Origin of the sequence: Nostoc sp. (assembly GCF_036917635.1) — a bacterium.
Classification (GTDB): Bacteria; Cyanobacteriota; Cyanobacteriia; order Cyanobacteriales; family Nostocaceae; genus Nostoc.
This window is the reverse complement of record NZ_JBALCW010000101.1, coordinates 30,384-43,308: the sequence shown is the minus strand read 5'-3', so window position 1 is coordinate 43,308 and position 12,925 is coordinate 30,384. Positions and strand designations below refer to the sequence as shown.

Genomic DNA, 12,925 nt, shown 5'->3' with positions numbered 1-12,925 from the left:
TTTATACATCTCTAATTTCATCTACATTGCTAACACAATACTCTTTTAATTTTAAAGAAAACTTATTTACACATCGGTAATAGAAACTGCTGACTGTAGGAATTTTTATTTTAAATTCTGCAGAAATCTCTTTCCATGATTTTCCCAACAATCGTCGCGTCGCTAATGCTTGAAAGTTAACTTGAGGATATTTTTCTATATGTTCATTTTGAAAAATATTTTCTGGGTCTGATTCTATACATTCTTTCAGGATATCTGTCATATTTTTTGATTCTTCGGGTGAAGCAATAAAATTATCAAGGTCAGTGATTGTTATTATTTTTATACTTGATGTATTATTCTGAAATTTCTTAATCGCATCTTTAAAAAATCGCCGTTCCAAAAGCACATTAACCCATGCCATGACGCTACCGCGTTCTGCATCATACTTTTCAATTTTTTCACAAATATAAAGTAAGAGTTCTTGACGTGCCTCATCATAAATGTTTTCATAGACAGCTGCTGGAAATTGGCTTTTTTGTGGATGGCAAAGCCTACAGGAGCGCACAATGCCACTAATCAGTTTCGTTAAAGCGAGTTGCCGTTCTGGCGATCGCGGTGGGTATTTTTGAGCTGAAATAGCCAGTTGTAGTAGATGTGAATCTAATTTATCTTGTTCGGGATGATCCATTTGAGACTCCAAAAGCGAAGGTGAATCTCTATTTTTCTCTCGCTCTCTAGCCCTAAATTTTACGCAAAACCATTCTTTTTGTCATGAATGTTTACATTTAAAGGTTTTTGCAAACACAATTTTCTCCTATGCTGCCGCCATTCGCTTCATCTTTGGCTGATTTCTGTTTGGTAAAGTTTTGTATTGACACTCCCCTGCTCCCCCGGTTATGTCGTGTCCGGTTAAAGACTTATCATTAAGACTGCAAGGGGGCAGTTCTTGCTGTTCTTGCTGGGGGAAAGACGGTTTTCCAATTTTTGCACAGATGTGGTAACTGTAACTAATTAGCCGGACATGATATTACTGAGCAACTTGCCCTGAGCCTGTCCTGAGCCTAGTCGAAGGGCCTAGTCGAAGGGAGTCGAAGTATGCTCCCGCAAATACCAAAAAGATTGATTATTTTTTTATTTGTCAGCCCCGTCAGGGCGTAGTTCTCTGAGTTTTCAGTAAACAATGGGCAACTCAATGCTAAATTCAGTTCCCCAAGCTGGATCGGACATCAGATTAATTCGACCATCATGCCTGTCGATGATTTGGTAACAAATCGATAATCCTAATCCTGTTCCTTTACCGACTGGCTTAGTGGTGAAGAAGGGATTAAATATCTGATGATGAATGTGAGCGGGGATTCCGCTACCATTATCCTTGATGAAAATTGCAATGTAGCGATCGTTTAGTTTCTGCGTGCGAATCGAGATCCGACGAGGATGATTTTGCATTACTTCTTGCGATGATCTACGGTCGGTGGAACACGATAGCACTTGTTCAACTTCTTCTAAAGCATCAATCGCATTATTCAGGATATTCATAAACACTTGATTGAGTTGCCCAGCAGAACAAGAAATCAAAGGCAATTCTCCATATTCCTTAATCACTTCAATACCAGAATGCCGTTTGTTAGGGTTGAGACGACTTTGTAAAATCATCAATGCAGCTTCTAAACCCTCATGAATATCAACTGCCTTAAATATTGCTTCGTCTAATCGAGAGAAGTTTCGCAAAGATTTAACAATCTCGCTAATCCGCTCGGAACCTGTCTGCATTGAGTGGAGTAATTGTTTGATATCCTGTCGAATAAAGTCAAGATCCAGGGCTTTAATTTCTTGCTGAATCACTCGGCTCGGATTGGGATATTCTTGCTGATAGAGTTGAATTAGTTTGAGTAAATCATCATAGTATTCACGAGCATAAGTCAGATTTCCATAAATAAAGCTAATCGGATTATTAATTTCATGGGCAATCCCTGCGACTAAATGTCCTAGCCCAGACATCTTTTCCGTTTGGACAACTTCAAGGGCATTTTGCAGTTTGAGCAGAGTTTCTTTTAAGGTTTCATTCGATTGTGCGAGTTCTGCCTGAATGTGTTGGCGTTGGTGAATCTCTTTACTTAATGCATGATTTTTTTGATTAAGGATCACGAATTGATCGCTGGTTCGCTTTTCTAACCGCAGTAAATTGATCGCTGGGCTTTCTGGCGATCGCGGCTCGATCACAGATCCTTGACTACGACAAACAATTCCCTCTCCTTGCCCTTGGTGGATAGTTAAAGCTCCCAAAATCATTTGCCGACTTTGGGAGCAAACTCGAAGATAGTCGATCACCTTCTCTGAAGAATCAGTGACAAACTCGGTAAGGCATTGACCAATCAGTGCTTTACTAGTCTTGTTAAAGAGTCTGGCAGCAGGTTGATTAACTGCTAAAATTTCACCTGCGCTAGTCACAAGAAGCAAAGGTTCTGGTAAAACCTGGGCAAACTTTAAAAATTGCTCGGGTGTCATGATCTAGAGGTACTGAAGCAGGGATCTTTACCGTTGCTCATAGCACTGATGGGGTAAAAGTGAAGAGAGTAATAGTAATTTTGGATTTTAAATTTTAGATTTTAGTAGGACTTACGCATCAAGTACGAAATGTAGGGGCAATTCATGAATTGCCCCTACGCGAAATCAAGGCTTTCACTGCTTTTTGCGTAAGTCCTATTTAGATTAAAAGCTTAGACTACAAAGGTATTTCAGAAATCTCAAACAGTACATTCTATGCCAATATCGTATAACGGTATGGTTTGGGGCAGGACATATTACACAGAAAGGGTTATAGTCTGCAAATGTCCCGCCTGATGAGCATACTATGCTTTAAAGTATTCCTGTGTTACAAACTCGTCTAATACTTCGCTAGGTTTGAGATGAATGACGATTTTGCATTCTTGTGCGCCTCTAGCAATCGTTTCTTGTAACTCTACTCTAGCGTAGCCCAGGTTGTCGGCTGTGATTGCACCAAAAATATTAGATGTCATGACACACATGGCTTCGCGCCCTTCTACCTGTTCTGCAAAGGGGCATTTGCGATTGCCTAAAACAATCTTCTCATCAGTTTCTTCAATCACGTAAAAGTCACCTTGAATCCGGCGTTTCCAATCTATGAGGACGGCAGTTACCTGGTTACGAGAAAGATTTGACAGTTGCAAAGCGTTCTGGTATGTATGATTGACATGTTGACCTGTTCGATAACCGACCACATTCAAAAATCCTTCTGCCTGTTCAATCCCAACGACATCTTGTAGGGTTCCAGCCAATTCTCGAATCATTGTACGCAAAAACTGATCGCGCTCGATTGGTAATTCTAAGGATTCTATCTGCTCGTTGAGCGAAGATATCTGAGCCATGATGGTTTTATTTCCTAAATCTTTAGATAGGACAAGCATCAATGGCGCTTAGTTAAGCGAAAGTTAGTGACACACCAAAATTTCTTAATTAAGTACCATGTTTACTAAGAATAGTTTTCCCTAACTGGCTACAGAACTAACTTAAATAAACTGGGTTGACTATGCGGCTTATATTAGTTGAAGTTAAACAAGTCTTAAGTTATGAGGCGTATACGGTGTGGGCTATCGTCTCAATATTTAAGCTGGCAAAACAGGCTGTTAATTTTTGCTAACTGGATAGCGACACTTTGATCGAGGTTTTATAAATATGGAACTTAATCCCATTTTTTATCAAAACTCAGTTTAATAAGTAAGTCGGTGAGAATAATTTAAACTATATTAACTAATAGACATCTCCAGAAATTAAATATGCGTAATCTGAAACCCTTGTAGAGACGCGAAATTTCGCGTCTCTACATTCATTTTCGGAGATGTCTAATGTAAAAAATCTTGAGATTACTTGGTAGTGAGCGGCTCTAGCCATCATTTGAGGACTAAAATCCTCACCCAACGGGTTCGTTAGTCGCTCAGAGGGGTTTCCCCCATGAGCGACTAACTCACTACAAACCTTGAATTATTCACGCCGCTCTACTTAGATATCCAAACTGCATTGCAGAATAGTTCTTCTAGAGTAAACATAGGGCAAGCACATCGGTGAGAACTTAGCACCTTCAGCCTATCTGTTTTGCCCCATTTATTATCCCGAACTCAGGTTATGTAAAGTCTTTCGGTGAGTTTTGAATCAATTCAGCTACTAAACCTGTCCAACCGGTTTGATGGCTAGCACCAATACCTGCACCAATATCGCCATGAAAATATTCATAGAACAGAATCAAATCACGCCAATGGGGGTCGGTTTGAAACTTTTCTGAGCTGCCATAAACAGGCCGCTTGCCATTTGGGTCTTTCAGGAAAATTTTGATCAGCCTTTGGCTTAATTCATTTGCCACTTCTTGCAAATTCATCTCTTTCTTTTCACCCGAAGAAGTAGAGCACATAACTTTGATTTCATCTCCCCAAAAATCATGAAACTTTAACAAAGATTCAATGATAAGATAATTCACAGGAAACCAAATAGGCCCGCGCCAATTAGAATTTCCACCAAACATTCCATATTTTGATTCTGCTGGTTCGTATTCTACTCGATACTCTTGTCCATTTGCCCGTAAGACATAAGGATGATCCTTATGAGATTTTGATAAAGCTCGGATACCATAATCGCTCAAAAATTCTGCTTCATTCAGCAGACGCTCCAAAATGGATTGGAGTCGCTCTTTATTTACCAGCGACAAATAATAAAGTCCTTTTTGATTGGGGAGGACAGAAACATTCTCGTGTTGAGTAAGTTGGGGGCGATTGTTAATAAACCAATCAACCCGCTTTTTGAAATCTGAAGATAAATATTTCTCGACAATCTCTTGTTCAATTGTTTCTACAGCAAAAAGCGGAATTAACCCGACCATTGACCGCACTTTCATTAACAGTACACCTTCACTGTTAGCATTCTCAACTACACCTGGAGGAGCTTTAAGAATATCGTAGTAAAACTTATCTTCTTCATCCCATATATCTACGCCTGTACCACCGACTTTATTCATTGCATCAGCGATGAGTAGGAAATGCTGGAAAAATTTAGAAGCCATATCTTCATACTCGCTCCTATACTTGCTACTAGAATCGCTGCTAGAATCTTCTTTGGCAAGCTCCGTGGCTATTTTTAGCAAATTTAGACAGTACATTGCCATCCAGCTAGTACCATCAGACTGCTCTATGGTTGCATTAGGAATCTGAATATTGCTTCTATCCAAAACCCCAATATTGTCTAATCCTAAAAATCCACCTTGAAAAAGGTTGTTGCCTTCAGCATCCTTACGATTCACCCACCAAGTAAAATAAATAGATAACTTTTGAAAGATTTCTTCCAAAAACTTTCTATCACCCTTACCCTTACCATACATGTCCTTTTCTATGTTGTAAACACGCCATGCAGCCCAAGCATGAACAGGTGGATTTACATCACCAAATGCCCACTCATAAGCGGGTATTTGACCGTTGGGGTGCATATACCATTCGCGCGTAAATATATACAATTGCCTTTTGGCAAATTCTGGATCGATTAGTGCCAAGGTAACGGTATGAAAAGCTAAATCCCAAGCAGCAAACCAAGGATATTCCCATGCGTCTGGCATAGAAATAATATCTTCATTAAATAAATGATCCCACTCACGGTTTCTACCCAATTTACGTTGTTCTGGTGGCTTTGGTGGAGTGGGGTCGCCATTGAGCCAATCATAAACTACATAGTGATAATATTGTTTGCTCCACAACATCCCAGCAAAGCTTTGTCTTTGCACATTTCGCATATCCTGGGAAATATTAGAAGGACAAACAGCTTGATAAAATTCATCGGCTTCGCGCTGGCGAGTTTGAAGTACAGTTTCAAAATCATTACCAAAAGGAGAGTCTAAATTTGCATCGCTCAACCGTAGTCTAACTACTTTGGTTTCTCCTGGATTAATTGTCAAGTCGTAATGAACTGCGGCTTTTGTCCCTTTTTGAGTAGAATTTACTGTTTTTTGATTTCCGAAAGAAACAATGTAATCATTTATGCCATCTTTGACGGGGCCGGAATTCTCACCCCATCCAAATCGTTTCTTGTTTGTTTCGTTTTCTGTAAACAGAAGTTCTTTAGGGGCTTCGCTATAAAGCCATCCTTTGCGTAAATTTTTAACTTCATCATTATCTTGATAAACAGCTTCTATGACACTTAGGTTTGAGTCAGTTTTGACAGCTTGCAGGTATTTAAATTCTTTTGTTTGATCTTTATATCCCCAAGACCAAGTATTGCGAAGCCAAATAGTTGGTAAAAGATGCAGTTTGGCGGTTTCTGATCCTCGGTTAGTAACACTAATTTTGATGTGAATATCTTCTGGAGAATTTTTAGCGTACTCGACAAAAACATCAAAGTAACGATTATCATCAAAAATCCCTGTATCTATTAGTTCATATTCAAAAGCTGCGGGATTGGTTGATTTTCGATGTCTATTTTCCTCAATTAACTGGCTGTAAGGGAAAGCTTTTTGCGGATATTTGTAAAGATATTTCATGTATGAATGAGTGGGAGTATTGTCAAGATAAAAATAATATTCTTTGACATCTTCCCCGTGATTGCCCTCACTGTTAGTTAAACCAAATAGCCTTTCTTTCAGAATCGGGTCTTGTTCATTCCAAAGAGCGATCGCAAAACAAATTCGTTGATAATTATCGCTAATCCCACCAATTCCATCTTCGCCCCAACGATAGGTGCGGGAACGAGCTTGATCGTGAGAAAAATAATCCCAGGCAGTGCCATCAGCACTGTAATCTTCTCGTACTGTTCCCCACTGACGATCGCTCAAATAAGAACCCCACCGCTTCCAATATTTTTTTTGGTTGCGGTCTTCTAGTAATCTTTTTCCTTCTGCTGTCTCTAGAATATCTGTCATTTTCGTTTCCTTTTATGATGTTTGTGACGATTAATTTGCAATTTGTGGCATTGCTGAATCAAGGCATGATAACAACTTGATAAAATTTCTTCCCCTGGCCCGTGCCTATTTCTCTGTAGCTAGCCAAGCGCGGAGTACTTCTCCAACTGACCAAGCTTGAGCAATACAACCTTTAGGTTCCATTGGTGGATCGCCATTAGATATTTCACTGATAGTTCCAACTCCAGCACTATAGAGGTGATGTTGCATTGGTTCTAGAAATTGGCGAGCCACGGATGGGTTGTTGAACACACGTAAGTGAGCTAAGACAAACGGGCCAATTAACCATTCCCAAACTGTTCCTTGGTGATATGCGCCGTCACGATGTAATTGCTCTCCACCGTAGTGACCGATATATTGCGAATCGTCAGGTGCAAGACTGCGTAATCCGTGAGAAGTTAGAAGCGATCGCTCACACGCTTCTACTACTTGCCGTTGTTGTTCAGGAGTGAGCGGACTTTCTGGCAAGGATATGGCAAAGATTTGATTTGGCCGCAAAGAGGCATCGTTACCATTTGGGCCGTCTAAAACATCAAAACAGTATCCCTTGGTATCATTCCAGAAACGACTAAAACCTTTTTGAGTCGCATTAGCCATTGCATCGTAGTCTTTGTCAGGTTTTCCTAACTTTTGGGCGAACTGGGACATTGTTCGTAAAGCGTTATACCAAAGGGCATTCACTTCTATAGGCTTGCCAATGCGAGGAGTAACCACCCAATCCCCGACTTTGGCATCCATCCAGGTAAGCTGCACTCCTGCTTGTCCTGCATAAAGCAACCCATCGCTGGGATCGAGGCGAATATTGTAGCGCGTTCCTTGACGGTGGAATTCGACAATCTCTGCGAGTTTGGGAAATAAATCTGCTAATAGCTTGTCATCACCAGTCGTAGCAAGGTAAAGGCGGATGGCTTCAAAATACCACAGTGTTGCATCAACTGTATTGTAGTATTCTTCTGTGGGTGGCTTATTATCGTCAGGAAAACGATTGGGCAACATTCCTTTATTGATATATTGCCCAAAGGTGCGGAGAATGGATTCTGCAATTTGGGGACGATTAGTGGCAAGCGTCAAACCGGGTAGACTAATCATGGTGTCCCGACCCCAATCAGTAAACCAGTGGTAACCGGCGATGATGGTTTTTCCACCTTGTCGGTCAACAATAAACTGATCGGCAGCGAGTACAAGTTGCTGCACCCAATCAGGAACTTGAGGCGCTTGTGGCGATCGTTTAGCTTGCCAGTCTGCTATGAGCTTTTGCTCGTACTGATGACGTAAATCTAAGGCTACTGCACCATTTAAATTAGGGTTTTGTTGCGTACTAGCGACAAAAGTAAATGAGCTTCCAGGCTCCAGTGTGGCTTCAAAAGTTGCTGGGTGAAGATGATCGTCTATATCGTTGAGTCCGCGTTCCTTTTCGGCTGCCAGTTCAAATCCATAGTACCACTCGTTCTTAAGTGAGGCATTACCGCTATCTGTCAACAAGTACAAAGGTTGCGCTTCTGGAAACACTCTCACATCGACTCCATGCTCAATCGGTGTCACATTCATTCGCCAATTGTTGGCAGGCGATTCTTGAGCATGGGTTGTGCTGTGATAGTTGCGGTAATTAACAAATGCTTCGATTGATAACTTAAGCGATCGCTTTCCTCGTCGCAAGTAGTAATGAATATATGTAGTATCACCTCCAGCCTGCATCCAGATGCGTTTCTCTAATAACGCACCTCCACAAGCAAAGCTCCATACAGGTACTGTTCCTTCTAAATAAAAGCTTTCAATATGGCGGTAACCTTGAGGAGCAACTGTGCCATTTGACCAACGATTGGCAAACAGGGGATAAGAGCTGCCTTCATACTCTGCTGTATCATCTAGCTTTGCTAGTAGTAAGGTTCGCTGCAACGGTGGTAGCAGTGCAGCCACAAGTAAACCGTGATAACCCCGTGTTGATAAACCTGCTACTGTACCTGAAGCATAGCTGCCGCTACCATTGGTTACTAACCACTCACGCGACTCTGCTGCATCAAGATTTCCACAAATTTCCCGTCCCAAGTTGATGCTCATAAATATACCTAATTATGTCACCAATATTCTCAATTTTTGTTTCTACATCAATAACTTTTATTAACTCCAAGTCTATATAGCTAGTAAAAGTTTTTGAAGATATAGAAATCCTAAATCATTCGGAAAAAATCTGTTGTTTATTGCCTGTCTCCATGACTAATTTGATAATTCAAATACGATTAGTATAGCGCCTGATCGAGTAACAAAGCTTTAGCTAAACTCATTTATAAGCTACTATTCAGTTTTTGCCAAATTTTTTAAGAAACTCAGGCTAGGTGCAAAAAAATATTCCCCCCCCATCATTTTTACCGGTAGTTTAAACTTATATTCTTCAGTTTTTGATCCGCCCCATTCTTTTGGCCATTTCTGAATTCCCTCTGGTTGACCAATTAGCGGATCTGGCCCAACATTGACTTGAACAAAATGCTTAGGATTTGCCCATCTAGATTGTATAAAATTAAACTGATTTTCAATATCTGCTTGAAAGCAAAGAAACAGCAATCCTGAGCCTGTTGTCGGCTCTTGACTACAATTTTCCTCTCCAAAACTGACAGAACGACGAGCAATCCGATGCCTTCTCTCCACCTTTAAAGCCTCATCAAAACCTGGGGAAGACTCTACTCTACCTGTATCGCCTCTAGGATTAATTTTGCGGATGTGAGTGTGGAAGGGACACCTTGTTGCTTCCGTATCCAAGTCGTAATTAAAGTTATTAAAGTAATTGTAATTGGTTGATGTCGGGCTTTGACTCGGTAAATCTGAGAGGGTTACTGGAGTTCCATCTTCAAACCGTCCCACAACCAAAGCTCCGGCTAAAGCTTCATTAATACCTAACTGTTTAGCCAAATTCCGCACCTCTTCACGGAATTTTTGGACATCTTGTTCAAGTTTGCGACAAACTAAGTAACTCCCATAACTATCTTCAGTCTTACCATTGGGATCTTTAACTAAGATCAGACTTAGGGGAGCGCGAGGGTCCCATTTGCTAAAGTCAGAGTTATTACCTTTGGCGCTGGCAATATTTCGTTTCAGAAATAGAGGTTGACTAACACCATCGACATAACCGAAGTGTTCTATAATTTGTTTTTGAGCATTTCTGAGGATGAAACCATCTTCTCTATGAAGTATTTTGGACACTTGAGACAATTCTGAACAAATATCGTTAATTGCTTTGGATAAGTCTGTCAAATTATCATCTGCTATGAGTAGCAAGGCATCTGATTTATGTTGAAATCCTGGTTCCCAATCTGTCGGTGCTGGATCGCCTAAGAAGCTCTTGATATCAACATTTTGCATACCTAATCGAAATGGTTGATCTCCAGGTATTTTCCACGGATCTATTTCCAGATATTCATAACCTTGACAAGATAAATATAAACTAGCAAATATACCACCTGATATCTTTTTAGTTCGGAAATCGCGTGCCTCATTTGACTGCTGCTCGGCAGATTTGACATATTTCTGGGCAAAGTTTTGAATCCATTGCTTGACTGCATTTACTTGACCAGGTTTAAATTGTAAAAACAGATGTACGATATGATCTCGTCCATGCCCATTCAGAATGTTTCCTTGTAAATCTTTTAGCAAAGTCTGGTATTTACCAGGATTTTCTGGATCAATGCCATCTTCTGGTATGGTTTTTAAATCTTCTTCTGTTAGTGCCATTGCTTAACTCTTGTTGTAAAATTAGGATTTCACCGTTGCAGATTAAAAATCGGTAATTCTGCTACAATTTATAGGCGATCGCATAAATTTTCCATAGTAAAATTTTATTGATTTCGCCAATAGTTGAGAAAATGTGATTTGTCTGAAAAAATGTATTTTTTCATAGTAAAAATCCTTCTTTTTGATATTTGATCTAACCTTTTTAAACTTCAAGCTTTACCATCTTGGCGTGGGAAGGCTTACCTAATTCATTGAAGTAGAACATCATATAGTAACCTGGTGGGTAAAGATTAGCATTTTTTGGCGCTCTAAATTTGATGGCAGACTCATTCCCTAAAGCAACATTTTCGATCGGCAAATCTGCTAATCGTTGACCATAATCGAAAGAATGAGTAACTGAACCCAACTTAACTAGAATTACAGAACCTGTTTCCGTAGCATCCTTGACTGAGATGCTACTAGATTTCCCATAGTTGAGGCTTTCAGGAGCTTTGACTATTTCAGGACGAACACCTGGCTTAAACAAATAGGGGGGACTAAATATCTCAGCCTGCCAAATTTCAGAAGGGACGAAGGGTTCTTTGTCTCCCTTATCAAGGTCTTCCTTAATAAAATAACTTTGAGGAGATTGGTAATATTCTTCAAGATTAAATTCCTTTTTCTCCTGACCTGATTTGTCTGTCAATTTGGGAAACTTATAATAATATTTTAGGGGATCTCGCTGGATATTAACGTGAAGTGTGCCATGTTTTTCCCGTGCTGTTCGATTTGCATTTCCCCCAATAATCAAAACACGAGCATCCGGTAACAAAATTGCCCCATTGTGATAAAGCCTGGGTAATTTAGCCGGATTCATAGATTTGGTGGTGTAACCCCCTAGAGCCTTAGAATTGGGAGTCATTAGCAAAGGTTCATAGACTGGCTTATATTCTGGATATTCACCACCATTGACTACCAATATTTCCCGATTGGGCAGAATCACTGCTTGGAGATTAGCTCTTGGCTTATCAAGAAACTTATCAACAATTTCCCACTGACCATTGTTTTCTCCATTCTTACTAGGGGATGTCCAACGCTGTAGGCTAGTAGAAACCCTTGACCAGTTTGGAAAACCTGCTGTATTCCCTCCTCGGCCAAAGTTGATATCGTTGGTGCCAATGATACCTCCGAGTAATAAAACATCTTCAGAATTAGGAACTTGTACCGCAGTTCCATAAGCTTTAGATGGCTCTCCCCGTTCGGCTACGACTTCAAAACTGACGGATAATTTACTATCTACGTTTTCATGGATAGACATTAAATAGCTTTTTTTGCTCGACTGTGTTACTAAAACCCCACCAATTCCAGCGTCATCTCCAGTTATCAAAAGTTTGCCATTAGCAGTTGGCAAAACCCGAGGATAGAGGTCTATGGTATCGTAGGCATTATCTGGAAGTTTGGTGTTGAAGGGACTGTTTTTTACGCTTGTCAGGTCAATATAGTGGAGTTTTTCGGTTTTAGGATCGTAAATTTCTAGACTCGGATTAATTTGGTTAGGAGACTCGTATTTTAGACCGGAAAAAATAACTATTTTTCCATCGGCTAGTGAAATTAAACTAGGATACCAACGTCCTTCTTTGAGTTGTCCGACAGCAGACCACTTACCTGTTTTCCAATCATAAAGGTTGACCTGTCTAGAACCTGTAAAGGCTCCTCCAGGATAGTATCGTCCAGTACCACCGACAAAAAGAACATTACCATCAGCTAGTTGCAAATGACCGGAGCAAAATAAATCGTTGATTTCTCCATATTGCTGGACTGGTGGCGAAGCAATGCGCTCAAATTTTCCAGTTTCAGGATCTAAAAGGGCAGTATTGTTGATGACATCATAATCTGTGACATTGACTCCTTCTATAAAGCTGGGATTGGGTTCTCCATTGTTAATAACTACGGTGCTGCGAAAACTACTACCACTAACGCTCAACACCTTGCCATTGGGAAGCAGTAAAGTATGGACAGATTGCATCAGATTTTCTTTAGGAGCGAGAGGGATGGTTTCCCATGCACCCATTTCTTCTTTTAAACCGACTATTGGCTGGGCGATCGCCTGTTCCCAGCTACATATAGTAATAGCTACAGCCAGAATAAAAGCCAGAAAACCTGAAATAATCCGATTTTTATTAAATAGCATAATAATCGAGAAATCTTAAGTACCTATGCGAAATGAATTGCACAATAGAGAAGAAGAGGTTAAATAATATTTAAATGAAAAATATTTTATTTAACCCCTTA

At 40.2% G+C, this 12,925-nt stretch carries 7 protein-coding genes; all 7 read right to left on the bottom strand.

Going from position 1 to position 12,925, the window contains the following annotated elements:
- Position 1: 1 nt before the first annotated feature.
- Positions 2-670 carry a sigma-70 family RNA polymerase sigma factor gene (locus tag V7K32_RS25260; protein WP_334997110.1) on the bottom strand — a complete coding sequence of 223 codons (669 nt, stop codon included), beginning with the start codon at positions 668-670 and terminating at the stop codon, positions 2-4.
- Between the two features lie 482 nt (positions 671-1,152).
- Complete coding sequence (locus V7K32_RS25255) at positions 1,153-2,487, bottom strand: PAS domain-containing sensor histidine kinase (RefSeq protein ID WP_334997108.1); 1,335 nt, start codon at positions 2,485-2,487, stop codon at positions 1,153-1,155.
- 344 nt (positions 2,488-2,831) lie between these two features.
- On the bottom strand, positions 2,832-3,407 hold the full coding sequence (locus V7K32_RS25250) for a methanogen output domain 1-containing protein (protein ID WP_334997106.1): 576 nt from the start codon (positions 3,405-3,407) through the stop codon (positions 2,832-2,834).
- Positions 3,408-4,120: 713 nt separating this feature from the next.
- The gene (locus V7K32_RS25245; protein WP_334997104.1) at positions 4,121-6,892 is read right to left on the bottom strand and encodes an MGH1-like glycoside hydrolase domain-containing protein; all 2,772 of its coding nucleotides are present in this window, start codon (positions 6,890-6,892) and stop codon (positions 4,121-4,123) included.
- A gap of 105 nt (positions 6,893-6,997) precedes the next feature.
- Positions 6,998-8,989: an amylo-alpha-1,6-glucosidase gene (locus tag V7K32_RS25240; RefSeq protein ID WP_334997102.1), complete on the bottom strand. Its 1,992-nt coding sequence runs from the start codon at positions 8,987-8,989 to the stop codon at positions 6,998-7,000.
- Positions 8,990-9,223: 234 nt separating this feature from the next.
- A complete protein-coding gene (locus V7K32_RS25235; RefSeq protein ID WP_334997100.1) occupies positions 9,224-10,654 on the bottom strand; it encodes a Dyp-type peroxidase in 1,431 nt (476 codons plus the stop codon).
- 202 nt (positions 10,655-10,856) lie between these two features.
- Positions 10,857-12,824: a galactose oxidase early set domain-containing protein gene (locus V7K32_RS25230; protein WP_334997098.1), complete on the bottom strand. Its 1,968-nt coding sequence runs from the start codon at positions 12,822-12,824 to the stop codon at positions 10,857-10,859.
- Positions 12,825-12,925 lie beyond the last annotated feature (101 nt).

Coding starts and splice junctions, on each gene's coding strand:
- V7K32_RS25260 (WP_334997110.1), bottom strand. CDS start 670: ATGGATCATCCCGAACAAGATAAATTAGATTCACATCTACTACAACTG.
- V7K32_RS25255 (WP_334997108.1), bottom strand. CDS start 2,487: ATGACACCCGAGCAATTTTTAAAGTTTGCCCAGGTTTTACCAGAACCT.
- V7K32_RS25250 (WP_334997106.1), bottom strand. CDS start 3,407: ATGCTTGTCCTATCTAAAGATTTAGGAAATAAAACCATCATGGCTCAG.
- V7K32_RS25245 (WP_334997104.1), bottom strand. CDS start 6,892: ATGACAGATATTCTAGAGACAGCAGAAGGAAAAAGATTACTAGAAGAC.
- V7K32_RS25240 (WP_334997102.1), bottom strand. CDS start 8,989: ATGAGCATCAACTTGGGACGGGAAATTTGTGGAAATCTTGATGCAGCA.
- V7K32_RS25235 (WP_334997100.1), bottom strand. CDS start 10,654: ATGGCACTAACAGAAGAAGATTTAAAAACCATACCAGAAGATGGCATT.
- V7K32_RS25230 (WP_334997098.1), bottom strand. CDS start 12,824: ATGCTATTTAATAAAAATCGGATTATTTCAGGTTTTCTGGCTTTTATT.